Source organism: Ancylobacter aquaticus, assembly GCF_004339465.1.
Taxonomy (GTDB): Bacteria; Pseudomonadota; Alphaproteobacteria; order Rhizobiales; family Xanthobacteraceae; genus Ancylobacter; species Ancylobacter aquaticus.
This window is the reverse complement of sequence record NZ_SMFY01000001.1, coordinates 427,858-453,657: the sequence shown is the minus strand read 5'-3', so window position 1 is coordinate 453,657 and position 25,800 is coordinate 427,858. Positions and strand designations below refer to the sequence as shown.

The window sequence follows — 25,800 nt, the reverse complement described above, 5'->3', positions numbered from 1 at the left end:
TCTCCCCCGGTTCCTGGCGGGGACGCCTGCGCTTGTTCCGCGCCGTCGCGTCGACGGAATTGGTATGCAGGACAGGTTGACGATCAGTCTATCAACCTGTCATACCAGACCAGATGATCATGCGGCGGGACGAATGTTCGCCATCGCTCCCTCCGGCGGGGCGATCCGAACGCGGCGTCTGCCGTCGCTGCGAAACGTTGAAGGGCTGTGAGACATGAAGATTGCGATCGTCGGCTGCGGTGTGGTGGGTTCGTCCTGGTCTCTGGTTTTCGCCCGCGCCGGGCATGATCTGGCCATTTATGACCGCACCCCGGCGGCGGCCGAGGCGGCGCTTGCCTTCGTGAGCGCGGCCGATGCCGCGCTCGCCACCCGCTGCCGGATCGCCACCAGCCTCGCCGACGCGCTGGCCGGCGCCGACTATGTGCAGGAGAGCGCCCCGGAGCGGCTGCCGATCAAGCAGGCGCTCTATCGGGAGATGGACGCGCTTCTGGCGCCGACCACCATCGTCGGCAGCTCGACCTCCGGCTTCCCCGCCTCGGTGTTCACGGAAGGGCTGGCGAACGCCGCCCGCTGCCTGGTGGCGCACCCCATCAACCCGCCGCATCTGATCCCGCTGGTGGAACTGATCCCTGCCCCCTGGACCGCCACTGAGACGCTGGACTTCACCCGCGAGTTGATGGCCGGCGTCGGCCAGAGCCCGATCACCCTGACACGCGAGATCAACGGCTTCGTGGTCAACCGCCTGCAAAGCGCGCTTCTGGGCGAGGCTTTCCGGCTGGTCGAGGACGGCATCTGCACCCCGGCCGAGGTCGACGCCGCTGTCGCCGACGGGCTGGGCCTGCGCTGGTGCTTCATGGGCCCCTTCGCCACCATCGACCTCAACGCCGCCAACGGCGTCGCCGAATACTGCGCCAATCTCGGCCCGATGTATTACGGGCTGGCCAAGGAGCAGGCCGACCCGCGCGAATGGACGCCCGAGCTGGTTTCCACCATCGAGGCGAAGATGCGCGCCGACGTCCCGGCCGAAGACCTCGCCGCACGCCGCAAATGGCGTGACGGCTTCCTCGCGGCCATCGTCGACGCCAAGCGCGACATAACGGGGAAGCTGGGCGCATGAGCGGCTTCGGCACCCCGGCACATCTCCGCCGCGACCGGCTGTCCGACAAGATCGCCAAGGACATCGAGGAGCGGGTGCTGTCGGGCGAGCTCAGCGTGGGGGACCAGCTGCCGTCCGAGCGCGAGCTGATGGCGCATTACGGCGTCGGCCGGCCGGCGGTGCGCGAGGCGCTGCTCTGGCTCAGCAAGACCGGCATGCTCTCGGTGGCCAATGGCGACCGCACGCGGGTGACGGAGCCCGTGCCCCGCGACCTGCTGCAGCTTCTGTCGGGCGCGGCCAAGATGCTGGTCGCCCGGCCGGAAGGCATCCGCCAGTTCCAGAAGACGCGCATCTTCGTCGAGGTCGCGCTGGTGCGCGAGGCGGTGCGGCTGGCCACGGACACGGATATTGCCGAGCTGGAGGCGTTGCTTCTGACCAATGAGAGCAGCGCGGGCGATATCCCCGCGTTCTCCGCCAGCGACGACGCCTTCCATCACCGCATTGCCAGCATCGCGCAGGATCCCCTGCTCGATACGCTCTATCACGTCGTGCTGGAATTGCTGGAGGAGCAACGGCGCTTCTCGCTCAGCCATCCCCACGGGCTGGGCAAGGCCATGGCGGCCCATCGCCATATCTTCGAGGCCATCCGCGACCGCGACGCGGACCGCGCCGAGGCGGCGATGCGCGAGCACCTCGAAACGGTGATCAAGACCTATTGGGACATGCGGGCGCAAACCCTGGGCGCACCCTGACCGGGACGCCTCCGAACGGGACCACCACCCGGACCGAACATCTGCAAAGGCTCTGAACATGCTTCTCGGCTGCATTGGCGACGACTTCACCGGCTCCAGCGATCTGGCCAACACCCTGTCGAAGCAGGGCATGCGCGTCACCCAGTATTCCGGCGTGCCGAGCGTGCCGGCCGACCCCTCGGTCGAGGCCGGCGTGGTGGCGCTGAAGTCGCGCAGCATTCCGGCAAGCGAGGCCATCGCCCAGTCGTTGGCGGCGCTGGAATGGCTGAAGGCGCAGGGCTGCACGCAGTTCCTGTTCAAATATTGCTCGACCTTCGACAGCACGCCCGAAGGCAATATCGGCCCGGTGGCCGCCGCTCTCGCTCAGGCGCTCGACGCGCGCAAGGTCGTGGTGTGCCCGGTGTTTCCGGGCGCCGGCCGCACGCTTTATCAGGGCCATCTGTTCGTCCATGACCGGCTGCTGAACGAGAGCGGCCTGGAAAACCACCCGCTCAACCCGATGACGGATGCCGACATCCGCCGCTGGCTGGCCCTCCAGACCGACATGAAGGTCGGGCATGTCGGCTTCGCCACCGTGCGCAACGGCGCCGTCGCCATTGGCGAGGCGCTCGCCCGCGCAGACGCGGAAGGCGCGCGGCTCATCGTGGTGGACGCACTTTCCGATGCCGACCTGATGGAGATCGGCGCGGCGCTGGACGGCGCCCCGCTCATCACCGGCGGTTCGGGCATCGCCATGGGCCTGCCGGACAATTTCCGCCGGCAGGGCCTCCTGTCCGGCGAAGGCAGCACCTGGCAGGGAGTCGAGGGTCCGTGCGTCGTGCTCTCGGGGTCGTGCTCGACTGCCACCCGCGGCCAGGTCGCCCGGCATCGCACCGACGGCCTGCCGGTGTTCGAGATATCGGCCGATGACGCCGTCGCCGGCCGGCTGGACGCGCAGGCGATTGCCGACTGGGCGCTGGCGCAGACCGCGCGCTCCCTGGTGTTCTCCTCCGCCGACCCCGAACAGGTTCGGCAGGCCCAGGAGACCCATGGCCGCGAGACCGTCGCTTCGGCGATTGAGGCGCTTTTCGCGGACATCGCCCGGGCCCTGGTCACTGGCGGCGTCGGGCGCCTCATCGTCGCCGGGGGCGAGACCTCGGGCGCCGTCGTCGAGGCGCTGGACCTGACCTCGCTGGAGATCGGCCCGGAAATCGCGCCCGGCGCCCCGGCGCTGCGCGCTGTCCCGGCCGGCGGCCGTCCGGTGGCGCTGGCGCTAAAATCGGGAAATTTCGGCGGCGTGAATTTCTTCGCCGAGGCCGACGCCGTTCTGCGCGGCCACTGAAGCTGCGGCCTGTCGCCGGCGAGCAACGTCGGCGCCGGGCCGCAAATCACAAGACCAAAAGGAGGATATGACGTGTTGAACAACACCGTGAAGATGCTGAAGCTGGCGGTCTTTTCCGCCGTTTCTGCCCTCGCCCTTTCCGCGGCCCCCACGCCCGGCCTTGCCCAGGACGTGCTGAACCTCAAGCTCGGCCACATCCAATCCGAGCAGGACCTTTGGCACCTCGGCGCCCAGAAGTTCAAGGAAGAGCTGGAGAAGCGCTCCAACGGCGCCATCACGCTGACCATCTACCCGAACTCGACGCTCGGCGGCGACCGCGACCTGGTCGAGGGCATGCAGATGGGCACCGTGGATTTCGGCCTGATCGCCGGCGTTCTCGGCAACTTCGCCCCGTCCATCCAGCTGCTGGAACTGCCCTACCTGTTCCGCTCGCAGGACGAGTTCGACAAGGTCGTGAAGGGCAAGATCGGCGAGGAAATCGCCGGCAACGTGGTGGAAACCGCCAATGTCCGCATTCTCGACTGGTGGGAGCGCGGCTCGCGCCAGGTGACGGCGAACAAGCCGATCAACGGCATCGAGGACCTCAAGGGCCTGAAGATTCGCGTCCCCGAGATTCCCGCCATGGTGACCACCTGGCGCGCCATCGGCGCCAACCCGACCCCGATGGCCTGGAGCGAGGTCTATACCGGCCTTGAGCAGGGCGTCATCTCGGCCCAGGAAAACCCGATCCCGTTCATCTATGGCGGCCGGATCAACGAAGTGCAGTCGAACCTGTCCTTCACCAACCACAAATACGAGTATGTGACGCTGTCGATCAGCGACATGCGCTGGAAGCAGCTGACCCCCGAGCAGCAGAAGATCGTCGTCGAGGCGGCCAATGCCGCCACGGCGTTCGAGAACGAGCAGGTCCGCACCAAGACGGATGAGATGCTGAAGTCGATGGAGGCCGCTGGCCTCAAGGTCAGCCGTCCCGACACCGCGCCGATCGCTGCGGCGGCGGAATCCGCTCACGAAGCCTTTGCCGCCAAGGTCAACCCCGACCTCTACAAGCGGATCAAGCAGGAACTCGGGCGCTAAAGCACGCGCCCCCCGGAACGGTGGAACGAGCGTTTCCTCCGTTCCGGGTCGCGACCACCGGCGCACTGCCTGAGGGAGAGACGAGCTTGGACAAGCTGGATCGGCTGATACACATATTTCTGCTCTGGGCCATCGGCGCGCTGATGTTCGCCATGATGAGCGTGACCTTCGCGCAGGTGATTTCGCGCTATGTCTTCGAGAATTCGCTGAGCTGGTCCGAGGAACTGGGCCGGTACATCTTCGTCTGGATCACTTTCCTCGGCATGGCCGCCGCTTTTCAGTCCAAGGCGCATATCGCACTGGACTTCCTGGTGTCGCTGCTGCCGGCCCGGCCTTCGCGGGCGCTGACCGTACTGAATACGCTGCTGGTCGCCGTGGTCAGCCTGGCGCTGGTCGTCGGCGGCATGTCGCTGATCAAATTCGGCCTGCACCAGCGCAGCGCGGCGCTCGGCCTGCCCATGTACTATGTCTACACGGTCATCCCGTTCAGCGGGGCGGCGTTGCTGTATTTTGCCCTGCGCGCGACGTGGAAGAACATGACCTCCGGCGGAAAGATCGCCTCATGATCGCCCTTCTCCTCTTTGGCGGCTTCGCGCTGTTCCTCATCCTCGGCGTTCCCGTCGCCTTCGGCATCGCCCTCGCCTCGCTGGCCGCGATCCTCTATCAGGGCTACCCGATGGCCCTGTTCGGCCAGCGGCTGTTCACCTCGGTGGATTCCTTCCCGCTGATGGCGATCCCGCTGTTCATGCTGGCGGGCTCGCTGATGGGCCATGGCGGCATCACGCGGCGCATCATCAATCTGGCGCTGGCGCTCGTCGGCAATATTCGCGGCAGCCTCGCCCATGTCGTCACGACAAGCGGCGTGATCATGGGCGGCGTCTCCGGCTCGGGCGTGGCCGATGTCGCGGCGCTGGGCTCGGTGATGATCCCCGAGATGAAGAAGCGGAACTACGATGCCGGCTTCTCCGCCGCGCTCGTCGCCTCCTCGGGCAGCCTGGCGCTGATCCTGCCGCCGAGCATCGCCATCATCATCTATGGCGTGTCCAACCAGGCCTCGATCGGCGACCTGTTCCTCGCGGCCATCGCCCCGGGCATCGTCATCGGCCTCGGCTTCGCGCTCTACTCCTATTTCTACGCCGTCCGGCACGGCTATCCCACGGAAGGCCGGGTGAGCGGCGCCGAGAAGTGGAAGCGCTTCAAGGAGGCGAGCTGGGCGCTGATGATGCCGGTCATCATCATCGGCGGCATCCGCATGGGCGTGTTCACGCCCACCGAGGGCGGCGCCGTGGTTGCCGTCTATGCCTTCCTGATCGGCCTGTTCGTCTACAAGGAATTCACCCTCGCCGACATCCCGAAGATCTGCATGGAGGCCGCCATCGCCACGGCGGTGATTGCCGCCATCATCGCCGCCACCTCGCTGTTCGGCTGGCTGCTGACCAATGCACGGCTGCCGCAGACCATCGCCGGGGCCATTCTCGGTCTGACCGAGAACAAGATCCTGCTGCTGCTGCTGATCAACCTCATGCTCCTCGTGGTGGGCATGTTCCTCGACAGCGGCCCGGCCATCCTATTGATGACGCCGATCCTCGCGCCCGTGGCCGCGCATCTTGGCGTGGACCCCGTGCAGTTCGGCCTGGTGATGGTGATCAATCTCACCATCGGCCTGCTGACACCACCTGTGGGAACCGCGCTGTATCTCGCCAGCAGTATTTCCGGCGTGCCGGTCATGAAGCTGTCCCGGGCCATGCTGCCCTTCATAGGTATCATGCTGGCCGTGCTGGCCCTCGTCACCTATGTGCCCGGCTTCACCAGCTGGGCGCTGTCGAACTAGTCCCCTGAAGGCCGGCGCCGCGGCGCCGGCCTTCCCTGCGCAAGCGGAGGAGGAAAAAAGTGAGCCGGAATTCCAAGGCAGAGCAGCTGTGCGCGCTCTGCAAAAGCCTGTTCGATCGCGGCTATTCCGTCGGCGGCGCCGGCAATGTGTCGGTCCGGCTGGAGGAAGGCGGCTTCCTGGTCACGCCGACGGGCGGCAGCCTCGGGCGCCTCACCCCGGCAGACCTCGCCGAGATCGACGCCGCCGGCCAGCCGGTTCCGGGGCCGAAGCCGTCAAAGGAATTCGCCTTCCATCTCGCCTTGTTCGAGTGCCGGCCCGAGGCGGGGGCGATCGTGCATCTGCACTCCACCTATCTCACCGCCCTGTCCTGCCTTGAGGACCTGCCCACCGACAACGCCCTGCGCCCCTTCACGCCCTATTACGTGATGCGTGCCGGCTACATGCCGGTCATTCCCTATTACCGGCCGGGCGCATCGGAGATCGCGCGCGACCTCGCGGCCGCCGCGAAGGCACACAAGGTGAATGCCTTCCTGCTCGCCTCGCACGGCGTGGTCGTGCTGGGCAAGGATGTCGAAGACGCGGTCAACAATGCCGAGGAGCTGGAAGAGACCGCACGCCTCGCCTTCATCCTGCGCGGCGAGAAGATCCGCTACCTCAACGAGGCCGAGATCGCCGAACTGCGCGCCATGGCGCGCTGAGAGCCGGCTCAATTGAGCCGGCAAAGAACCGGCGTCGCGTGGCGCCGGTTCTCTTCATCACGATATGACGCGGCTTCAGGCGACGAGGAAGCCGGCGCCAACCGGGTCCTTGCGGTCGATCAGCCAGCGCGCGGTGCCGAGCAGGCCGGCCGTGCCCTTCACCGTCGGGCGCACGGCGCGCACATCGTTGAGCTTCGTCTCGCCGACCAGCTCGCCCTCGAAAGTGCCGGTGCCGAGCAGGCCCTCGGAGGTGATGGGCTGGTTGAGCCCGATCACGCCGCGCGCCTCGAACATCGCCATCATCGCGCTGGTGCCGGTGCCGCCGGGGGAGCGGTCGAGCTGGCCGGCGCTGAACACATGGACGTTCTTGTACAGCGCGCCTTCAATGGTCGGCTCATGCCAGAAGGTGACGAAGTTGAAGTTGTTGATGTGGCCGGCGGTCGGGTGCTGGATCTTCACCTTCTCGCGGATCGCCTCGCGGGCGAGGATGCCGAGGCGCGAGAGTTCCGAGCCGTTCTCCGGGCCGATCTTCAGCGACGTGCCGCGCAAATCGATGATGCCGAAATAATTGCCGCCCCAGACGATGTCGGCCTTGAGCGGGCCGACGCCCGGCAGGTCGAAGGCGATGTCCTGCGCCGCGACATAGGCCGGCACATTCTCGAAGCGCGTCCACAGCACCTCGTCGCCCTTCGTCGCCACCTCGGCCTGCACCAGGCCGGCGGTGGTTTCGAAGCGGATCTTGGTCAGACCGTCTTCCGAGCGCCGCACGAAACCATGCGCCACCATCGCCATGGCGACCGCGATCGTGCCGTGCCCGCACATGTGGGAATATTGCGTGCCGTCGATATAGATCAGGCCGGCGTCGTAGTCGGGCGAGGAAGGCGGGGTGAGGAACACGCCGAACATGTCGCGATGGCCGCGCGGCTCGCGCATCAGCGCGGTGCGCACCCAGTCATAGTTCGCCTCCAGGAAGGCGCGCTTCTCCAGGATGGAGGAGCCGGCGGGATAGGGAATGCCGCTGTGGATGATGCAGAGCGGCTCACCCTCGGTGTGGGTGTAAATAACGTCGAAACTATCCTGCTTGCGCATCGCGAAGGCTCCGTTGGACTTAGGGCTGTTGGCGCTCGGACAGCATGTCGAGGCCGATCAGCAGATCGAGAAGGATGATGACGAGCGCAGCCGCGACGATGGTGATCGCGGACACCGCCGCGATCGTGGGATCGATCGTGTACTGCACGTAGTTGAACATCTTCACCGGGATGGTGTTGAGCGCCGACGTCGTGTTGAAGATCGACAGCTCGACGTTGATCCAGGAGGAGATGAAGGCGAGAAGCGCGCCCGAGACGATGCCGCCGCGGATCTGCGGCAGCACGACCAGGAAGAAGGTGGCGACCGGCGTGCCGCCGAGGTCCATCGAGGCCTCTTCCAGCGCACGCTGCTCCGGGGTCAGCAGCGGCAGCACCGAGCGCAGCACGAAGGGCATGACGATGACGACATGGCCGACCAGCAGCGCTTCGAACGAACGGGCCAGCCCGAAATCATTGCCGAACTGCAACAACGCGGCGCCCAGCACCACATAGGGCAGCACCAGCGGCGACATCAGCAGCGAGGACACGCCCGCCCGCCCGGCGAAGACGTAGCGCGCCAAGGCAAGGCTCGCCGGCACCGCCAGCAGCACCGCTACCGCCGTCGCCGCCAGCGCCAGCAGGGTCGAGGTGATGAACGCCGAGACATAGGAGGGGTCGTCGAACAGCACGCCGAACCATTTCAGCGTCAGTCCCTGTGGGGGAAAGGCGAGATAGCTGGTCTGCGTCAACGACGCGCCCATGATTACCACCAGCGGCAGCACCAGATAGGCCATGGCGGCCAGCGCGATGATGCGGATGAGAAGCCGCGCGATCATGCCGCCCTCCGCCCGCGCTCGCCGATGCGCCCGGCGAGGGTGACGAGGACCAGCGTCAGCACCAGCAGCGTGACGCTGAGCGCACCGCCATAGTGGAAATCGAACACCGAGGAATATTGCTGGAAGATCAGCATGGAGAAGACGGTGATCTGCCCGCCCGACAGCAGCGCCGGCGTCACATAGGCGCTGACCGCCAGCGCGAACACCATGATGGCACCGGAGACCGCGCCCGGCAGGCACAGCGGCAGGGTGACGAACCAGAAGGTGCGCGCCGGCCCGACGCCGAGATCGGCGGAGGCGTCCTCCAGCGCGGTGTCGATCTTGGCCAGCGCATTGCCGACCGACAGCACCACGAAGGGCATGAGGATGTAGACCATGCCGATGAGGATGCCGGTCTCGGTGCCGAGGAAGCGGATCGGCCGCTCGGTCATCCCCATCCCCATCAGCCCCTGATTGACCAGGCCGGTGCGCCCGAGCAGCACCATCCAGCCGAAGGAGCGGACGATGTTCGAGGTGAACAGCGGCACTACGATGAGAATGACGCAGGCCCGCCGCCAGCTACGCCAGCGCACGATCCGCACGAGATACCAGGCGAGCGGAAAGCCGATCAGCAGGCACAGCGCCGTGGTGGCGAGCGCGATGCGGAACGTCACCCACAGCACGTCCCAATGATACTGGTCGAACAGGATGCGGGCATAGTGCGCGAAGGTCAGGCCGCCGTCGTCTGTCGTGAGGCTGGTCAGCGCCACCACCGCCATCGGCGCCAGGAAGAAGGCGGCGAAGAAGGCGAGCGGCGCGAACAGCAGCAGGGCCAATGTGGTGCGGGAAGCGGCCACCGCCTTCACTCCGCGATCAGGTGCAGCGCGGCGGGGCGCAGGCCGAGCGTCACAGGGCTGCCGGGCCGCAGCTCCACGCCCGACATGCCCAGCCGCGCCACCTTCAGCACAGTCTCGCCGCAGCGCACGAACAGCGTGGTGAGAGGGCCGATGGCCAGCACCTCCTCGACGACGCCTGGGAAGGTCGCGAGATCGTCCGGCACGTCGCCGTTGACGAGAACGATGTCCTCCGGCCGGGCCATGGCGAAGCGCATGCCGGACGCGGCGGGAAGCTCCGCCCCGCCGATGGCGAGGCGCGCGTGGCCGGGTCCGGCCGGCTCCAGCGCGATGAGGTTCGGCTCGCCGACGAACTCGGCGACGAAGCGGGTCGCCGGGGCGCGGTAGATCGCCTCCGGCGTGCCGGTCTGCTCGATGCGCCCGGCATTCATCACCACGATGCGGTCGGCCATCGCCATGGCCTCCTCCTGGTCGTGGGTGACGAAGATGAAGGCGATGCCGAGCTTTTCCTGGATGTGCTTGAGCTCGATCTGCATCCGCCGGCGCAGCTTCAAATCGAGCGCGGAAAGCGGCTCGTCGAGCAGCAGGAGCTTCGGTCGGTTGACGATGGCGCGCGCCAGCGCCACGCGCTGCTGCTGGCCGCCGGAAAGCGCGCGCGGCAGCCGCGTGCCCATCTCCTCCAGCCCGACCAGCGCCAATGCCTCGGCAGCCCTCGCCTGCGCCTCGCGGCGGCCCACCCCGGCGCGGCGCGGGCCATAGGCGACATTGTCGGCGACGCTCATATGGGGAAACAGCGCGTAGCTCTGGAACACCGTGTTCAGCGGCCGGCGATAGGGCGGCGCGCGGGTGATGTCCTCGTCCTCAATTCGGATGCGGCCCTCATCGGGGGTCAGGAAGCCGGCGATGCAGCGCAGCAGCGTGGTCTTGCCGCAGCCGCTCGGGCCCAGCAGGGCGATGAACTCGCCGGGCTCGACCACAAGGTCGACCTCGGCCAGCGCCCGGTGGGCGGCGAAGCGCTTGGAAACGGCGTCGATGGACAGAAGTGGCTGCACGGATCATGTCCTCGCGGGAGAGCGGACGGCACGGCAAAGGGTGGCCGTCCGAGGTCGGCGAAGCCAGACTACGCCAGAGCCGGCGCGCGCGGGTTAGGGACCATTGCGCGAAAAGGCTCGGCCTCGGGTGGGGTGGAAGGCCCGCCCGGAAGCTTCCCTTGGAAGCCGCGCCCGGGCGGGCATGCGTCTCGTGTCGCGCGCGTTATTTGCGGGCGATCTCGCGGTTCCAGGTGTCGACCAGCTCGGCGCGCTTGGCGTTCACCTCGGTCCAGTCGAGCAGATAAAGGTTCTCGACCGAGCCCTTGGCGCCCCAGGGCAGCTTGGCGGCGGTCTCGGGCGAGACGCTCACGCCCTTCACCGACGGGCCCAGGAACAGCTTCTCGGCGAGGCACTGCGAGGCGGCCGGGGTCAGCGCGGTGTCGATGAACTTCTGCGCCATCTCCGCGCGCGGCGCGTTCTTGACGAGGTGCAGGCGGGCATCGGTGGCCCACACGCCCTCTTTCGGCACGGTAAAGCCGATCGGCAGGCCCTTGGCGATGAGATCGAAGGCGCCGACATTGAAATGCGCGCCGATGATCGCCTCGCTGCTCTGGAAGGCATTGGAGGCGGCGCCCGAGGAATCGAAGAACAGCGCCGGCTTCAGCTCCTTGATCTTGGCGAAGACCGGGGCGAAGTCACCGGCCGGGGCGTTCCAGATCTTGTGCAGGAAGAACAGGAACGGCACGCCGGAGGAATTGGCCGGCGAGGGGATCGTCACCGCATCGGCATATTCCGGCTTCCACAGGTCATTCCAGGAGGTCGGCGCCTCGGGAATTTCCTTGGTGTTGTAGGTCAGGCCGAGCGAATAATAGCCGGTGCCGACGGCGTAGGTGCCGTTGGCGTTGGTGTAGACCGCCTGCGGCAGGGCATCCTTGAGGTTCGGCACGCCTTTCTCGGTGATCGGCGCCAGCACGCCGGCAGCTTCCGCCAGCTCGCTCACGCCGCCATCCATCCAGGCGACGTCGATGGTCGGGGCGTCCTTCTGCTGCTGCAGCTTGGCGAGGGTGACGGTGGAGGTGCCGACTTCCGGCACCACCGCGACGCCCGTCGCCTTGGTGAAGGGATCGGCGACGCAGGCTTTGAACGCATCGCCCCAATTGCCGCCATACCAGGCGACGTGAAGGGCATCCTGCGCCGATGCCGGCGCGATGGCGGCGGCCAGCGCGAGCGCCGATGCCGTAACAAGACCGGGTAAGCGTGCCATGTTGTTTTCTCCCCTCATGTGCAGGCAGCGGGCAGTGTCGTCGCCTGACGCAGCGTTGGCTTGCAGGATCGGGCCAGAAACTTTGATATGAGCGACATGACGTCCCCGCCATCCCTCGTTCCGCGACACGACGACGACCCCCCTGCCGTGGCGGGCCGGCTCTCGCCGCTCAGGGTCGGCTTCGTGCTGCTCGACCAGTTCACCCTCGCCGCCTTTGGCGGGCTGATCGACGCGCTGCGGCTCGCCGCCGACCATGGCGGGCGCAGCCGGCAGATCCACGCCTCATGGACGGTGATGAGCCTCGACGGCACCCCGCGCCGCGCCAGTTGCGGCGTGGTGATCTCCGACAGCGCGCCGCTGCTCGACCCTGCACAGTTCGACTATATCGCGGTGTGCGGCGGCAATGACTATCTGAACGAGCACCAGCCGCCGGCGCTGCTGGACTATCTGCGCCGCGCCGCCGCTGGGAGGGCGCGGCTGATCGGCGTCTGCACCGGCACCTTCGCCATCGCCCAGGCGGGGCTCGCGGCACGGCGCACCGTGTGCATCCACTGGAATGTGCTGGAGGCTTTCCAGGCGCAGTTCCCGACGCTCAATGCCGTGACCGACAAGCTGTTCGTCGATGAGGGCGACCTGCTTTCCTGCGCCGGTTCCACGGCGGCGATCGACCTCGGGCTCTATCTCGTCACCCGCCATTGCGGGGCGGCCAAGGCCAACCAGGCGGTGCGGCACATGATGCTGCAGGGCATGCGCCCGCCCTCGCTGCCGCAGCCGCATTTCTTCGCCGATCTCGCCAGCGTTACCGATGCGCGGGTGCATCAGGCGGTGCATTTCATGGAACAGCGGCTGGACGATCCCCCGTCCATGGAGGCGGTGGCGCGCTATGTCGGCTGCTCCTCCCGCCAGCTGGAGCGCGCTTTCGGCGCGACGCTCGGCATCGCGCCCGCCGCCTTCCAGCGGCAGCTGCGCACGCATTATGCCTGCTGGATGCTGGAGAACAGCCCGCGCTCCATTACCGAGATCGCCTTCGATTGCGGCTTCTCGGATGCGGCGCATTTCTCGCGCGAATTCCGCAACGCCTTCGCCCTCTCGCCCCGGCAGTACCGGAGCGAGCGGCTGGCCGCGCGCAAGACCACGATCATTGCCACCTCCTGAGGGCGTTCTCCGTCGAAGCCGGTTGACTCCCGCGCGGGGAAGATGCTCCAGCCTGTCGGTCGCAGGGCAGTTTCTCGGGGCCCAGGAGGGCGCGCCATGGACACCCGCCATCTCGAAGCCTTCCGCGCCGTCTACGAGAACGGCTCGATGAGCGCCGCCGCGGTGCTGCTGGGCAAGTCCCAGCCGGCGATCAGCAACCTCATCGCCCGGCTGGAGGACGAGATCGGGCTGAAGCTGTTCCACCGCGCCCATGGCCGGCTGGAGGCGACGCCCGAGGCCGAGACCTTCTTCGCCGCCATCGTGCGCACGCTCGACGCGATGGACCGCACGCTCGCCATCTCCCGCAACCTCAAGGGCCTGTCCTCGGCGACGCTGCTGATTGCCAGCCCGCCGGGCCTCGCCACCTATCTGCTGCCGCCGATCATCGCCGACGTGCTGAGGGAGAATGCGGGGGCCACCGCCCGCTTCATCACCCGCTCCTCCTATGCGGTGCGCGATCTCGGCACCATCGGCGCCTTCGACGTGGGGTTCGCTGAACTCCCCATCGACATCCATGTCGCCTCGCTCGAACTGTTCGAGGTGGCGTGCATGTGCGTGATGCGGGCCGACCATCCGCTCGCGCAGGAGCGCTGCGTCGGGCCGGAGCAGCTCGATTCCCTGCCCTTCGTCACCCTGTTTCCCGAGCACATCACCCATATCGCCGCCGCCGAGGCGTTTTTCGAGGCGCAGGCCCACTGGAACGTGGTGGCGGAGGTGGAGTTCTTCGGCACCGCCTGCGTGCTGGTGCAGCAGCTCGGCGCGGTGACGCTGGTCGATCCCGCCACCGCGCGGTTCTTCCAGGCGATGGGACTGGTGGCGATCCCCTTCCGCCCGCTCGTGCCGTATCGCTTCGGCATGTTCCGCCCCAGCACCCGGCCGCCCTCGCGCATTTCGGTCGCCTTCATGGAGCGCTTTCGCCGCATCGTCGCGCCGGACCTCGCCGCGACACGGTGAAAGCGGCGGCACTTCCCGCCCGCCCGCTCAATCCTGAGGCAGCGACACCCCGGCGGGACGAAGGCCATAACTTTGCTTTATGGATTCCCCACTATTTCCCGATTGACGTTGGCGCCAAATAGAACGGAGATCAGCGGGTGAGAACGGCCTGCTTGAGGGAGCCAGCATGACCCACTCGGCGACGCGGCGCGTGGCGGAACTTGGCCTCGTCCTGCCCAGCGCGAGCGGGGGCGAGGGCTATTACGGCACGCTCTACGGCAAGATGAAGCCGCATTATCTCAGCGACAAGCTGCTCTTCCTCTCCGGCCAGACCGCAGGCGTCGACGGCGACGGCAAGGTGCTTTTCCCCGGCCGTCTCGGCCGCGACCTCACCGTCGAACAGGGCTATGAGGCGGCGCGGCTCACCGCGCTGAACTGCCTCGGTTGCATCAAGGATGCGGTCGGCGATCTCGACCGGGTGAAGGGGCTGGTGCGCTCGCTCAACTTCATCGCCTGCGACCCCTCCTTCACCCAGCCGCATCTGGTGGCGAGCGGGCTTTCCGACCTGTTCGAGCAGGTGTTCGGCCCCGAGATCGGCGTCGGCGGGCGCGCCTCCATCGGCGTGATGTCGCTGGCCGACGATTATTGCTTCGAGACCTGGGTGACGGTGGAACTCCACTGACCCGGCAGACGACCGATACAAGAACACCCGGCCAAAGGCCGGAAACCTACGCAGCGTGCAGAACGCACGGTCTCTTCCAGAGGAGAACTCGCATGACGATGACTCGCATTGCCGCTGCCATGGTCGGCATCGGCCTTCTCGCCTCCCCCACAATGGTGCGGGCGGAGGAGATCACCATCGGCTTCACCGCCGCTCTGTCCGGCGATTTCGCCGCCTTCGGCCTCAACATGCGCAAGGGGCTCGACCTCGCCGTGGAAGCGCTGAACAAGAAGGGTGGCAATACCTACAAGATCGACGCGGTGGACGATCGCGGCGAGGCCCGCGAGGGCGTGCTGATCGCCCAGCGCTTCTGCTCCGACAAGAATGTCGACGTGGTGATGGGCTATTCCTTCTCTTCCATCGCGCTCGCCGCCGTGCCGGTCTTCAACGAGTGCAAGCTCCCCGTTCTGGCCTCCGCCGTCACCAGCCCGGCGCTCTCCAATGTCAGCCCCTATTTCCGCCGCAACGTGCTCACCGACGCGGTGCAGGGCGCGATGATGGGCGACTATGCCGCCAAGACGCTGGGGCTGAAGCAGATCTATGTGCTGAACCAGCAGGATGATTACGGCATCGGCGTCGCCAAGGCGTTCTCCGAGGCCGCGGAAAAGGACGGCGCGAAGATCGTCGGGAGCGAATCCTACCTGCTCGGCTCGAAGGATTTCCGCACCCTGCTGACCAAGGTGCGGGCCGCCAAGCCGGACGCCATCTTCATCGGCGGCTTCTACACCGAAGCGGCGAAAATCGCCGAACAGGCGCGCGCGCTCGGCATCAAGGCGCAGTTCCTGTCGACCGACGGCGCGCTAAATGTCGAGCTGATGAAGCTCGGCCGCAGCGCCGTGGAAGGCATGATCGTCTACGGCATGTTCGACCCCGCAGTGGCGACCCCGGCGACGGAGAGCTTCCTCACCACTTACAAGGCCACCTTCAAGGAAGACCCGAGCGCCTGGGCGGCACTGGGCTATGACGCCGGCATGGCGCTCGGCGCGGCGGTGGAACTCGCCGCCAAGGACGGCCCCGTCACCCGCGAGAGCCTGAACACCGCCTTCGGCAAGCTCAAGGACGTGCCCGGCGTCACCGGCCCCACCACCTTCGACGCCTCGGGCGACCGCGCCGGCGCGCTGTATTTTCTTGAAGTGAAGGACGGGAAATTCGGCCTCGCCCCCAAGCAGCCCTGAGCTGACGCTTCACGCATCCCCCCTCTCCCCGTCGGGGAGAGGGCTAGGGCGAGGGGCACCGGGCGGGGCGGGCATCGCCCTGAACGGAACGCCCCGAACGGCAAACCCCCACCGGGAACGCAGGCAGGCGAACAAGGCAGGCAATGGACTATCTGGGACAGTTGCTGGCAAACGGACTGGTGCTCGGCGCGATCTATGCCCTCGCCGCCGTGGCGTTCACCCTGGTGTACGGCGTCGTGCGCCTGGTGAACTTTGCCTTTGGCGAACTGTTCATGCTCGGCGCCTTCCTCACCGCCTCGCTGATGCTGCCCGAGGTCCGGCTCCTTGGCATGATCGTGCCGATGCCGGGCTTCTCGCTGCCGGTGGCCGCGCTGGGCGCCATCGTCCTCACGGGCGCGCTGGGCGTGCTGGTCGACCGCATCGCCTACCGCCCGCTGCGCAATGCCCCGCGCCTTGCCCCGCTCATCACCTCCATCGCCGTCTCGGTCGTGCTGCAAAGCCTCGCCCAGACCATCTGGGGCGCCGAAGAGCTGCGCTTTCCCGAATTCCACCTCGCCACCCTGCCCCCGGTGGTGCTGTTCGATTCGATCTATCTCTCGGTGATGGACCTTGTGGTGATGGCGACCGCGCTCGCCGCCATGCTTGGCCTGTCGGCCTTCATCGCCCGCTCCTCGCTCGGCCGGGCGATGCGGGCGAGCGCGGAAGACCAGATGGCGGCGACGCTGGTCGGCATCCCGGTCAACCGGGTGGTGGCCGCCGCCTTCGCCATCGGCTCGGGCTTTGCCGCGCTGGCCGGGCTGCTCTACGCGCAGACCTATGGTTTCGCCCATTCCAACATGGGATTTTTGCCCGGGCTGAAGGCGCTGACCGCCGCCGTGCTGGGCGGCATCGGCTCCATTCCCGGCGCTGCGCTGGGCGGTCTCATTCTCGGGTTGGTCGAGGCGCTGGGCGCCGGCTATCTGCCCAATGGCACCGCCTGGAAGGACGCAATCAGCTTCGTGCTGCTGGTCGGCCTGCTCTATCTGCGCCCGCAGGGCCTGCTGGGTAAGCCCGAGCTGAATTCCGCCGGGCGGGGCAGCCTGCTCGGCGGCGCCTCGGAATTCGGCGCCGCGTGGCTGCGGGCGGGCTTTGCGAAGGTCGACGGCCTGCTGGCGAAATCCGCCGCCGCCGGTCCGCGCGCGGCGCTCGTCCTGCTGGCCCTTGCCGTCCTCGTAGGACTGCTGGTGCCGTCCGACTACTGGCTGCGCATCCTCACCATGGTGGTGATCTACGGCATGCTGGCGAGCGGGCTGAATGTCATCGTCGGCTTTGCCGGCCTGCTCGACCTCGGCTTCGTCGCCTTCTGGGCGGTCGGCTCCTACCTCACCTCGATCCTGTTCGTGCTGGTGCTGAAGGACCAGTTCGGCGTCGCCCCGGCCGATATCTGGTGGCTGCTCTATCTCAATCTGCCGCTCGCCGGCCTGCTCGCCGCCGGCTTTGCCGTGATCCTCGGCACGCCGACCTTGAGGCTGCGCGGCGACTATCTCGCCATCATGACGCTCGGCTTCGGCGAGATCGTGCGCGTGGTCGCCATCAACTGGATGGACCTCACCAACGGCCCGATGGGCATTCGCGGCATTCCGGCGCCGAACCTGTTCGGCATCGCGCTCGGCTCGCCACGGGCACAGTTCTTCTTTGCCCTGGCGCTGGCCGTGCTTGTCGTGTTCGCCATCGCCCGGCTGGTGCGCTCCTATGTCGGGCGCGCCTGGGTGGCGATCCGCGAGGATGAGGAGGCGGCGGAGGCGATGGGCGTGCCCACCGCCCGCTACAAGCTCTATGCCTATGCCGCCAGCGGCTTCGTCGGTGGCTTTGTCGGCGTGTTCTACGCCCACAGCCAGCAATATATCAGCCCGCTGAACTTCTCGCTTTTCGAGAACATCCTTCTGCTGATGCTCGTCGTTCTCGGCGGGCTCGGCACTTTTGTCGGGCCGTTCGTCGGGGCGCTGATCTGGATCGTTTTCCTGCAGCTGGCGCTCGATCTACCTTTCGTGCAGGCCTACCCCGAAACCCGCTTCGCCCTGCTCGGCGTGGTGCTCATCGTGCTCATGGTGTTCCGCCCGCAGGGGCTGGCCGCCAGCGCCCGCGTCGCCCTCACGATGCCAGGAGCCCGGCCAGGAGCCCTACCAGGAGCTCGCGCCGGACGCGCGAAGGAGGCGGCATGAGAGCGCCCTCCCCCGCGCCGCTGCTGGAGGCTCGCACCCTCACCGTGCGCTTTGGCGGGCTGGAAGCGGTCGGCGGCCTCGACATGGCCATCGCCCGCGACGCCATTCACGGGCTGATCGGACCGAACGGCGCCGGCAAGACCACGGTGCTCAATGTGCTCACCGGCTTCATCCGCCCGACGCAAGGCCAACTGGTCTTCGACGGCGAGGAAATCGGCGGCCTCGGGGTCAACCGCCTTGCCCGACGCGGCCTCGCCCGCACCTTCCAGAACATCCGCCTGTTCGGCGCCATGACCGTGCTGGAAAGCGTGCTGGTCGGCGCCCATCAGCGCTTTTCCGCCAACGCGCTGTCGCTGGTCTTTTCCAGTCGCTCGGCGCGCGAAGCGGAGCGGGCGATGATCGCGCGGGCCTATGAGCTTCTCGACTTTGTCGGGCTGGGGGCGGAAGTGGCGGACCGGATCGCCACCACGCTTTCCTATGGCCACCAGCGCCGGGTCGAGATCGCCCGCGCGCTGATCGCCTCGCCCAAGCTCCTGCTGCTCGACGAGCCGCTGGCCGGCATGAACGCGGTGGAGAAGGCCGAGATTGCCGATCTGGTCCGACACGTGCGGGCGCAGGGAATCGCCGTGCTGCTGATCGAGCACGACATGCAGGTGGTGCGCAGCCTCTGCGACCATCTCACCGTGCTGGAATACGGCCGCAAGCTGGCCGACGGACCGCCGGAGGAGGTGCTGGCTGATCCGGCGGTGCAGGCCGCCTATCTCGGAAGGGCGAGGTGATCGAGATGAGCGCCCCCTCGCATGCCGACCATGCCCTGCCGGTCGAACCGCTGCTCAAGGTCGCGGGCCTCGCCGTTTCCTATGGCCGCATCCGCGCCGTCGACGGCGTCGATCTCGCCGTCGAGCCCGGTCGCATCGTCTCGCTGGTCGGCTCCAACGGGGCGGGCAAGACAACCACGCTGATGGCTCTGTCCGGCCTGCTGCCGCTCTCGGCAGGGCACATCACCTTCGCCGGCGAGGACATCACCACGCTGGCGCCGGATCTGCGGGTGGCGCGCGGCATCGCCCATGTGCCGGAGCGGCGCCGCGTCTTCGCCGGCATGAGCGTACGCGAGAACCTGATGCTCGGCGCCTATTCGCGCGACGATGCTGTGGATATCGCCAGCGATCTCGAACGGATGGTGGCGCTGTTCCCAAGGCTTGGCGAGCGCATGGCGCAACTGGCCGGCACGCTTTCGGGAGGCGAGCAGCAGATGCTGGCGATCGCGCGCGGGCTGATGTCGCGCCCCTCGCTGCTGATCATGGACGAGCCCACCATGGGGCTCGCCCCGCAGATGATCGACCTCATCCTCGACACGGTGCTGGAGATCCGCAAGCAGGGCATGACGGTCTTGCTGGTGGAGCAGAACGCCGTCGAGGCGATGCGCCTTTCCGACCACGTCTACATCATGCGCCTGGGCCGCATCGTTCACGAGGACAGCGGCGCGAACATCGACCCGGAGCGCGTGAAGTCTTTCTATCTTGGAGCAGATGCATGACGGAATACGCGGCCACGGCCCCACGTATGCGGCTGGGAACCTTCCTCGGCGTGCCCCAGGCCACCTCGGCCAGCGCCGGGCAGATCGCCGTCATCGGCCTGCCCTTCGACTGCGGCACCAACGCCACCCGCATCGGCTCGCGCCAGGGGCCGGCCGCGTTCCGTGCCATGTCGAGCGAGGTTCGCCCGTTCTACCCCCCGCTGGCCGATGTCGACCCGCGCGCGGGCGGCCGGGTGGTCGATCTCGGCGATGTCGACGTGGTCGCCTCCGATCTCGGGCCCTCCATGGCGGCGATGGAAGCCGCCATCTTCGATGTGGTGCAGGCCGACGCGGTGCCGCTGTGCGTCGGCGGCGACGGCACGGTGACGCTCCCGGTGCTGCGGGCGCTGGCCCGGCGCTTTCCCGAGCTGGTGCTCATCCATATCGACGCGCATACCGACGCCTATCCCGGCGAGGACATCAACACCGGCACCACCTTCACCCGCGCGGCGCAGGAAGGGCTGATCGACACCAAGCGCTCCTTCCACATCGGCGCGCGCGGCACGATGCTGGTGGCCGGCGCCTATGAGCACACGCGCGCGCTCGGCTACCGGCTCATCCCCGGCGAGGAGGTCCGCCGGCGCGGGCCCGAGGCCATCGCCGCCGAGGTGCGCGAGGTGGTCGGCAACCGGCCGGTACACCTTTCCTTCGACATGGATTATTTCGACCCCTCCGCCGCGCCTGGTGTCGCCACCCCCACCTGGGGCGGGCCGCCGGTGGCGGAAGTGTTCGACCTGCTGCACGGGCTCAAGGGGCTCGATCTTGTGGGGGTCGACCTCAACACGCTGAGCCCGCCCCATGATGTGCAGGGCATGTCGGCCATGCTGGCCGGCCATGTCGCCGTCATCGCCCTTCATCTCGTCCAGCTCGGCCAGGCGGAGCACCGCCTGAATGCCGGGCATCGCTGAACGGAGGCCATCATGAGTCTCGAAACGACGCTGGTTCCCGAACCCTATGTCTGGTCCGAGCCGCCGCTGGGCGACGCCAAGAGCGCGCCGACGCGGTTCTACACCGACCCGGAGGTGTTCAAGGCCGAGGTGGAACACATCCACATGAAGAGCTGGTTCTTCGCCGGCCGGCTGGAGGAGGTGGCGAACCCGGGGGACTACAAGGCGCTCGACAGTGTCGGCGGGCCGGCGCTGCTGGTGCGCGGCGAGGACAATGTGCTGCGCGCCTTCGCCAATGTCTGCCGCCACCGCGCTTCCATCATCATGGAGGGCTGCGGCAACGCCAAGAACCTCACCTGCCCCTACCATGCCTGGAACTACCGGCTGGACGGCACGCTGGCCGGGGCGCCGGGCATGCGAGAGGTGCCGAAATTCGAGAAGCCGCCGCACGGCCTCATGCCGATCCGCATGGAGGTGTGGGAGGGCTCGGTCTTCCTTAACTATGACGACGCCGCCCCCGACCTGATGACCCATCTCGGCAACATGCCGGAGCTGGTCGGCAGCCACCGGCTGGGAGAGATGGTCAAGACCTGGCACATGGAAATCGAGACGCGGTGCAACTGGAAGCTGCTGCTCGAAAACGCCATGGAGACCTACCACACCGGCATCGTCCACGCCGCCACGGTCGGCGCCCAGCGCTCGGTGAGCTTCCCTACCCAGGGCAACTGGCACGTCATCCAGGTGCAGTCGAACCGCTCCATCGCCGTGCTCGGGCAGGAGCCGCCCTTCCCGCCGATAGACGGCCTTTCCGAGCAGGCACGCAAGGGCACGTTCTTCACCGTCATCGAGCCTACCGTGCAGTTCGTCTACGCGCAGGACTGTGCGTGGTGGCTGGCCGTGCGGCCCATCGCGGTCGATCGCTCGGTGCTCTCGGTCGGTGGCTGCTTCCCCAAAGCCTGCACCGAGTTGCCCGATTTCGAGGAGCGCGCGGCGCCCTATTACAAGCGCTGGGAGGCGGTGGCGCTGGAGGATGTCGACATCCTGCAGAAGCAGCAGATCGGCCTGTCCTCCCGCCTCGCGCGTCCCGGTCCGTTGTCCTGGCGCGACGACATGGTGCTGGCGATGAACCGCTGGGTGATGGCGCAGCTCCCGGCCGAGATCGTCGCCGGCATGAGCGACGGAAACGGATGACCCCCATGCGCGTGCTGCTCACCCACAACCGCGACCTGCTCAAGCATTTCTACGGATACAGGGCGGTCGACGCCCTGAAGGCACTGCCGATCGAGCTGGTGATGAACGACAGTAATGAGCCCCTGTCGGGAGACACCCTCGTGAAGGCGGCGGAGGGCTGCGAGGTGGTCATCTCAGACCGCCTCGCAGCCGGCCCGCGCGACGTGCTGGAGCGGCTGAAGGATGTCCGGCTGTTCACCCGCTGCGCCGTCGACATGCGCAATATCGACGTCGATGCCGCCTCCGATGCCGGCATCCTCGTCTGCAACTGCTCCTCGGGCTATGCCGACGCGGTGGCCGAACACGCGCTCGCCCTCATGCTCGACCTTGCCCGCAACATCACCCGCGACGCCGAGCGCTACCATGCCGGGGAGGCCTCCCACGCCATGGTGTTCGGCCGGCAGATGGCCGGCGCCCATGTCGGGGTGATCGGCTATGGCTCGATAGGCCGGCGCATCGTCGAGCTGGCGCTGGCCTTCAAGATGAAGGTCACGGTGTATGATCCCTATGCCCGGATCGACAATGGCGCGGTGATCCCTGTGGGACTGGACGAGGTGCTCTCCAAGCCCGATTTCGTCGTCTGCGCCGCCTATGCGACGCCGGAGACCGAGCGGATGATGAACGCTGGCGCCTTCTCTCGCATGCGCCGGGATGCGTTCTTCATCAACGTCGCGCGCGGCATTCTGGTGGACGAGGACGCGCTGGAGCAGGCACTGACCTCCGGCACCATCGCCGGCGCCGGGCTCGATGTCGGTGACGGCCCGGACCAGCAGCCGTCGCTACGCCTCGCCCGCCTGCCCAACGTCGTCGCTACCCCCCATTCGGCCGCCTTGATGATCGAGCCGTCCGAGTTTCAGGCGATGGAAACGGTGGAGCAGGTGAAGGCGATGCTGGAGGGGCGCCTGCCGATCCACGCCAAGAACCCGCACCGCCTGCCCAATTGGCTGTCGCGATGAGCGGCCTCATGCCCGCGCGCGCGCCGGTCTTCACGCCTCCCCCCGGGGCGTGCGACTGCCACATGCACATCTATGGCCCGGCGCAGGTGTATCCGCCGGCCCCGAGCTCGCCCTTTCCCCCGGTCGCCGGCGGCGACATCGCGGCCTATCTCAAGGTGCGCGAGGTGCTCGGCCTCACCCGCGCCGTGGTGGTGCAGCCCTCGGTCTACGGTTTCGACAACCGGGCGACGCTCGACGCGATGGCGATCCTCGGGGACGAGGCGCGCGGCGTCGCCGTGGTCCCGCCCGATGTGAGCGAGGAGGAGCTGGAACGGCTCACCCGACTCGGCATACGCGGCATCCGTTTCTTCATGATCGGCGGCGGCGCGCTCGGCTGGGAGGATCTAGAGACCCTCGCCGCCAAGACCGCCGCCTTTGGCTGGCATGTGCAGATGCAGATGGACGGGCGGCTTCTGCACGAGCAGGCGGACCGCCTCGCCCGCCTGCCGGGCCGGTTGGTGATCGACCACAACGGAAAATTTCTCGAACCTGTCGGCCTCGACCATCCCGGCTTCACGGCCCTGCAACGCCTGCTGGATGGCGGGCGCACCTATGTGAAGACCTCAGCCGTCTACGAGACTTCGCGCCACGGCGCCCCCGACTACAGCGATGTGGCGGCGCTCGCCCGCGCGCTGATCGCCTTTGCTCCCGAGCGCTGCCTGTTCGCCACCAACTGGCCGCACCCCTCCAAGCCCGGCAACCCGCCGGACGATACGGCTCTGGTCGACCTGTTTCGCGACTGGTGCGGCAGCGATGCTCTTGCAGCGAAAATCATGACAGACAATGCGGCGGAGCTGTATGGCTTTGCGCCACCCCAGCCCGAGCAGGAACGCCTCCCGTGATCACGACCCAACGCACCGACTTCTTCGGCCCGGCCCGACCCACCCTGTTCGCCCGCGACGCCGCCATCGCCACCTCGCATCCCCTCGCCACGGCGGCCGGGCTTGAGGTGCTGCAGGCCGGCGGCAATGCGATGGATGCCGCGCTGGCGGCGGTGGCGACGCAATGCGTGGTCGAGCCGGCGATGACCGGGATCGGCGGCGACTGTTTCGTGCTTTACGCCCCTGCGGGAAAACCCACCGTCGCGCTCAACGGCAGCGGCCGCGCGCCGATGGCCGCCACCGTCGAAGCTCTGAAGGCGGCGGGGCTCACCACCGAGATCCCCCGCACCAGCCCTCATTCCGTCACCGTGCCGGGCGCGATTTCCGCCTGGACGCGGCTGCACGCGGACTATGGCAGCCTGCCGATGGACCGGCTGTTCGCCCGCGCCATCGACTATGCCGAGAACGGCTACCCCGTCACCCAGCGCGTCGCCTTCGACTGGGCCGACGACTTTCCCCTCCTGGTGCAGGACGAAAACGCCACCGCCTTCTTCCTCAAGGACGGAAAGCCGCTGGTGGCCGGCGACCGCCACGCCCAGCCGCTGCTCGGCCAGCGCCTGCGCGATATCGCGGCCCGGGGCGCGCGCGCCTTCTACGAGGGCGAGACCGCGCAATCCGTGGTGCGCTACCTCAACAGCCTTGGCGGGCTGCACACGGTGGAGGATTTCGCGGCGATGACCGACGGCGCGTTCTACACGACGCCGATCTCCAGCGACTATCGCGGCTACACGGTGGAAGAATGCCCGCCCAACGGGCAGGGCCTCGCGGCGCTGATGATCCTCAACATCCTGCGGGAGTTCGACCTCGGCGAGGGCATGTCGCTCGCCGACCGGGTGCATCTCCACGCCGAGGCCGGCAAGCTCGCCTATTACAACCGCGACGCGCTGCTCGCCGACCCGGCGGCAATGACCGTGCCGGTGGAGACGCTGCTCTCCGTCGAAACCGCCCGCCGCCTCGCCGCCCGCATCGACAAGAGCCGCGCCCTGCCGCCGGCGCTATGGGACGAGCCCGAGCACAAGGATACCGTTTACATCAGCGTCGTCGACCGCGACGGCAACATGGTGTCGTTCATCAACTCGCTGTTCCACGGCTATGGCTCGACCCGCATCGACCCGGCGACCGGCGTGCTGCTGCATTCGCGCGGCGCCTCGTTCCGGCTGATCGAGGGGCACCCCAACGCCATCGCCCCCGGCAAGCGGCCGATGCACACCATCATTCCCGGCCTGCTGCGCAAAGATGGCGAGGCGGTGGGCACGTTCGGCGTGATGGGCGGGCAGTACCAGGCCTCCGGCCAGGCGGCGCTGCTCTCCGGGCTGTTCGACCGGGGCCTCGACCTGCAGAGCGCGGTCGATGCGCCCCGTTCCTTCGCCCATGACGGCGTCGTGGAGATCGAGAGCACCTATCCCGAAAGCCTGCCCGCCGAGCTGGAAGCGCGCGGCCACAAGGTAACGTTCGCCATCGAGCCCTTCGGCGGGGCGCAGATCATCCTGCGCGATCCCACCAGCGGCTTCCTGATGGCGGGCTCGGACCCGCGCAAGGATGGCTGCGCGATGGGCTTCTGAGCCGGCAAAGGTCGGCGCCTGTTCAGGGCGCCGGCCTCGCCTCAGGCACTCCACGGCCCGAGGCTTTCGGCGACCTCGGCGACACGCTGCGGGCCGCCGAGCCCCATCCATACGGCGGCGGCGCAGGCGGCGAACAGTTTCTGCACCCGCATGTCGGTCTCGTCATAGATGTAGCGGGCCTGCGAGGCGGTGTTGAACATGCCGATCACCTCGCCCTTCCACATGACAGGCACATAGACCGAGCAGCCGACCCGGCCGGTCTTGATGATCTGGCGGAAGATCGGGTCGACATCGGTATTGGGCACCACGGCCGCCAGCTTCGTCTGCACGGCATGGCCGGGCCGGCTGTCGGTGACGGAGATGCGGGCACGGCCGAGGCCGAAATTGTCGGCGAAGACGATCATGTGGTCGCGGCTCGGGGCGATGAAGAAGCAGGCCGAGACGACGAACTGCGTCTCGCCCGGCTTCAGCGCACCGGGCTGGTTCACCGCGTCCGGGTCGCCGAGCAACCCGCGCGTGGCATTGGTGAAGTGGCGCACCCCTTCCTCGGGGTCGCTCTCGCGCCACGCCGCCTCGTTGGCGTCGTGCAGCACCTCGATGGCGCGGGCGTGGAAATCGGCGGTACGGGTCATGATGTCA

General features: G+C 67.6%; 25 protein-coding genes. 19 read left to right on the top strand and 6 right to left on the bottom strand.

The features are described from left to right. The first annotated feature begins 214 nt into the window (after positions 1–214). The 7 genes from EV667_RS02155 (at position 215) to otnC (ending at position 6,775) form a co-directional block, all read left to right on the top strand. On the top strand, positions 215–1,117 hold the full coding sequence (locus tag EV667_RS02155) for a 3-hydroxyacyl-CoA dehydrogenase (protein WP_131833691.1): 903 nt from the start codon (positions 215–217) through the stop codon (positions 1,115–1,117). Further along, positions 1,114–1,848 carry an FCD domain-containing protein gene (locus tag EV667_RS02150; RefSeq protein WP_131833690.1) on the top strand — a complete coding sequence of 245 codons (735 nt, stop codon included), beginning with the start codon at positions 1,114–1,116 and terminating at the stop codon, positions 1,846–1,848. Before EV667_RS02155 ends, EV667_RS02150 begins: the two co-directional genes overlap by 4 nt. Positions 1,849–1,906: 58 nt before the next feature. Beyond that, positions 1,907–3,169: a 3-oxo-tetronate kinase gene (gene otnK / locus EV667_RS02145; protein ID WP_131833689.1), complete on the top strand. Its 1,263-nt coding sequence runs from the start codon at positions 1,907–1,909 to the stop codon at positions 3,167–3,169. A gap of 72 nt (positions 3,170–3,241) precedes the next feature. Next, complete coding sequence (locus EV667_RS02140; RefSeq protein WP_131833688.1) at positions 3,242–4,246, top strand: TRAP transporter substrate-binding protein; 1,005 nt, start codon at positions 3,242–3,244, stop codon at positions 4,244–4,246. Positions 4,247–4,332: 86 nt separating this feature from the next. Beyond that, positions 4,333–4,812: a TRAP transporter small permease gene (locus EV667_RS02135; protein WP_131833687.1), complete on the top strand. Its 480-nt coding sequence runs from the start codon at positions 4,333–4,335 to the stop codon at positions 4,810–4,812. Beyond that, complete coding sequence (locus EV667_RS02130) at positions 4,809–6,077, top strand: TRAP transporter large permease (protein ID WP_131833686.1); 1,269 nt, start codon at positions 4,809–4,811, stop codon at positions 6,075–6,077. Before EV667_RS02135 ends, EV667_RS02130 begins: the two co-directional genes overlap by 4 nt. Positions 6,078–6,136: 59 nt before the next feature. Continuing rightward, positions 6,137–6,775 (top strand): 3-oxo-tetronate 4-phosphate decarboxylase, encoded by a 639-nt coding sequence (otnC, locus tag EV667_RS02125; RefSeq protein ID WP_131833685.1) that lies wholly within the window; start codon positions 6,137–6,139, stop codon positions 6,773–6,775. 75 nt (positions 6,776–6,850) lie between these two features. Here otnC and EV667_RS02120 read toward each other — a convergent pair whose 3' ends face one another. From EV667_RS02120 to EV667_RS02100, 5 genes are all read right to left on the bottom strand, one after another. Further along, positions 6,851–7,864 (bottom strand): proline racemase family protein, encoded by a 1,014-nt coding sequence (locus tag EV667_RS02120; protein ID WP_131833684.1) that lies wholly within the window; start codon positions 7,862–7,864, stop codon positions 6,851–6,853. Between the two features lie 19 nt (positions 7,865–7,883). Beyond that, positions 7,884–8,678 carry an ABC transporter permease gene (locus EV667_RS02115; RefSeq protein ID WP_131833683.1) on the bottom strand — a complete coding sequence of 265 codons (795 nt, stop codon included), beginning with the start codon at positions 8,676–8,678 and terminating at the stop codon, positions 7,884–7,886. Continuing rightward, positions 8,675–9,514, bottom strand: coding sequence for an ABC transporter permease (locus tag EV667_RS02110; protein WP_165901535.1), 840 nt, complete (start codon positions 9,512–9,514; stop codon positions 8,675–8,677). Before EV667_RS02110 ends, EV667_RS02115 begins: the two co-directional genes overlap by 4 nt. A 5-nt stretch (positions 9,515–9,519) precedes the next feature. Further along, positions 9,520–10,563 (bottom strand): ABC transporter ATP-binding protein, encoded by a 1,044-nt coding sequence (locus EV667_RS02105; RefSeq protein ID WP_131833681.1) that lies wholly within the window; start codon positions 10,561–10,563, stop codon positions 9,520–9,522. Between the two features lie 202 nt (positions 10,564–10,765). Next, entirely contained in the window at positions 10,766–11,806 is a 1,041-nt protein-coding gene (locus tag EV667_RS02100; RefSeq protein WP_131833680.1) for an ABC transporter substrate-binding protein, read from the bottom strand. An 87-nt stretch (positions 11,807–11,893) separates the two neighbouring features. Here EV667_RS02100 and EV667_RS02095 point away from each other — a divergent pair, with 87 nt between their 5' ends. The 12 genes from EV667_RS02095 (at position 11,894) to EV667_RS02040 (ending at position 25,161) form a co-directional block, all read left to right on the top strand. Then, a complete protein-coding gene (locus EV667_RS02095; RefSeq protein ID WP_131833679.1) occupies positions 11,894–12,961 on the top strand; it encodes a GlxA family transcriptional regulator in 1,068 nt (355 codons plus the stop codon). 96 nt (positions 12,962–13,057) lie between these two features. Further along, a complete protein-coding gene (locus tag EV667_RS02090; protein ID WP_131833678.1) occupies positions 13,058–13,954 on the top strand; it encodes a LysR family transcriptional regulator in 897 nt (298 codons plus the stop codon). Between the two features lie 166 nt (positions 13,955–14,120). Further along, the gene (locus EV667_RS02085; protein WP_131833677.1) at positions 14,121–14,615 is read left to right on the top strand and encodes a RidA family protein; all 495 of its coding nucleotides are present in this window, start codon (positions 14,121–14,123) and stop codon (positions 14,613–14,615) included. 92 nt (positions 14,616–14,707) lie between these two features. Next, positions 14,708–15,829: an ABC transporter substrate-binding protein gene (locus tag EV667_RS02080; protein ID WP_131833676.1), complete on the top strand. Its 1,122-nt coding sequence runs from the start codon at positions 14,708–14,710 to the stop codon at positions 15,827–15,829. A gap of 143 nt (positions 15,830–15,972) precedes the next feature. Further along, positions 15,973–18,030, top strand: a complete 2,058-nt coding sequence (locus EV667_RS02075) for an ABC transporter permease (protein ID WP_131833675.1) — start codon at positions 15,973–15,975, stop codon at positions 18,028–18,030. Then, a complete protein-coding gene (locus EV667_RS02070) occupies positions 18,027–18,809 on the top strand; it encodes an ABC transporter ATP-binding protein (RefSeq protein WP_131833674.1) in 783 nt (260 codons plus the stop codon). The genes EV667_RS02075 and EV667_RS02070 overlap by 4 nt, the downstream gene beginning before the upstream one ends. 50 nt (positions 18,810–18,859) lie before the next feature. After that, positions 18,860–19,567 (top strand): ABC transporter ATP-binding protein, encoded by a 708-nt coding sequence (locus EV667_RS02065; RefSeq protein ID WP_207907701.1) that lies wholly within the window; start codon positions 18,860–18,862, stop codon positions 19,565–19,567. Next, positions 19,564–20,514, top strand: coding sequence for an arginase family protein (locus EV667_RS02060; protein WP_245515939.1), 951 nt, complete (start codon positions 19,564–19,566; stop codon positions 20,512–20,514). Before EV667_RS02065 ends, EV667_RS02060 begins: the two co-directional genes overlap by 4 nt. 12 nt (positions 20,515–20,526) lie before the next feature. After that, positions 20,527–21,684 carry an aromatic ring-hydroxylating oxygenase subunit alpha gene (locus tag EV667_RS02055; protein WP_131833673.1) on the top strand — a complete coding sequence of 386 codons (1,158 nt, stop codon included), beginning with the start codon at positions 20,527–20,529 and terminating at the stop codon, positions 21,682–21,684. Further along, entirely contained in the window at positions 21,681–22,679 is a 999-nt protein-coding gene (locus tag EV667_RS02050) for an NAD(P)-dependent oxidoreductase (RefSeq protein ID WP_131833672.1), read from the top strand. Before EV667_RS02055 ends, EV667_RS02050 begins: the two co-directional genes overlap by 4 nt. A gap of 8 nt (positions 22,680–22,687) precedes the next feature. Then, complete coding sequence (locus tag EV667_RS02045) at positions 22,688–23,560, top strand: amidohydrolase family protein (protein WP_245515938.1); 873 nt, start codon at positions 22,688–22,690, stop codon at positions 23,558–23,560. Then, positions 23,557–25,161, top strand: a complete 1,605-nt coding sequence (locus tag EV667_RS02040) for a gamma-glutamyltransferase family protein (RefSeq protein ID WP_131833670.1) — start codon at positions 23,557–23,559, stop codon at positions 25,159–25,161. The genes EV667_RS02045 and EV667_RS02040 overlap by 4 nt, the downstream gene beginning before the upstream one ends. Before the next feature lie 41 nt (positions 25,162–25,202). Here EV667_RS02040 and EV667_RS02035 read toward each other — a convergent pair whose 3' ends face one another. Next, complete coding sequence (locus EV667_RS02035) at positions 25,203–25,793, bottom strand: GAF domain-containing protein (protein ID WP_131833669.1); 591 nt, start codon at positions 25,791–25,793, stop codon at positions 25,203–25,205. Between the last annotated feature and the right edge of the window lie 7 nt (positions 25,794–25,800).

Bases quoted from the DNA above. Each gene is read 5' to 3' on its own strand.
- EV667_RS02155 (WP_131833691.1), top strand. From the start codon at position 215: ATGAAGATTGCGATCGTCGGCTGCGGTGTGGTGGGTTCGTCCTGGTCT.
- EV667_RS02150 (WP_131833690.1), top strand. From the start codon at position 1,114: ATGAGCGGCTTCGGCACCCCGGCACATCTCCGCCGCGACCGGCTGTCC.
- otnK (WP_131833689.1), top strand. From the start codon at position 1,907: ATGCTTCTCGGCTGCATTGGCGACGACTTCACCGGCTCCAGCGATCTG.
- EV667_RS02130 (WP_131833686.1), top strand. From the start codon at position 4,809: ATGATCGCCCTTCTCCTCTTTGGCGGCTTCGCGCTGTTCCTCATCCTC.
- EV667_RS02120 (WP_131833684.1), bottom strand. From the start codon at position 7,864: ATGCGCAAGCAGGATAGTTTCGACGTTATTTACACCCACACCGAGGGT.
- EV667_RS02115 (WP_131833683.1), bottom strand. From the start codon at position 8,678: ATGATCGCGCGGCTTCTCATCCGCATCATCGCGCTGGCCGCCATGGCC.
- EV667_RS02100 (WP_131833680.1), bottom strand. From the start codon at position 11,806: ATGGCACGCTTACCCGGTCTTGTTACGGCATCGGCGCTCGCGCTGGCC.
- EV667_RS02095 (WP_131833679.1), top strand. From the start codon at position 11,894: ATGAGCGACATGACGTCCCCGCCATCCCTCGTTCCGCGACACGACGAC.
- EV667_RS02090 (WP_131833678.1), top strand. From the start codon at position 13,058: ATGGACACCCGCCATCTCGAAGCCTTCCGCGCCGTCTACGAGAACGGC.
- EV667_RS02085 (WP_131833677.1), top strand. From the start codon at position 14,121: ATGACCCACTCGGCGACGCGGCGCGTGGCGGAACTTGGCCTCGTCCTG.
- EV667_RS02080 (WP_131833676.1), top strand. From the start codon at position 14,708: ATGACGATGACTCGCATTGCCGCTGCCATGGTCGGCATCGGCCTTCTC.
- EV667_RS02075 (WP_131833675.1), top strand. From the start codon at position 15,973: ATGGACTATCTGGGACAGTTGCTGGCAAACGGACTGGTGCTCGGCGCG.
- EV667_RS02070 (WP_131833674.1), top strand. From the start codon at position 18,027: ATGAGAGCGCCCTCCCCCGCGCCGCTGCTGGAGGCTCGCACCCTCACC.
- EV667_RS02060 (WP_245515939.1), top strand. From the start codon at position 19,564: ATGACGGAATACGCGGCCACGGCCCCACGTATGCGGCTGGGAACCTTC.
- EV667_RS02055 (WP_131833673.1), top strand. From the start codon at position 20,527: ATGAGTCTCGAAACGACGCTGGTTCCCGAACCCTATGTCTGGTCCGAG.
- EV667_RS02050 (WP_131833672.1), top strand. From the start codon at position 21,681: ATGACCCCCATGCGCGTGCTGCTCACCCACAACCGCGACCTGCTCAAG.
- EV667_RS02045 (WP_245515938.1), top strand. From the start codon at position 22,688: ATGCCCGCGCGCGCGCCGGTCTTCACGCCTCCCCCCGGGGCGTGCGAC.
- EV667_RS02035 (WP_131833669.1), bottom strand. From the start codon at position 25,793: ATGACCCGTACCGCCGATTTCCACGCCCGCGCCATCGAGGTGCTGCAC.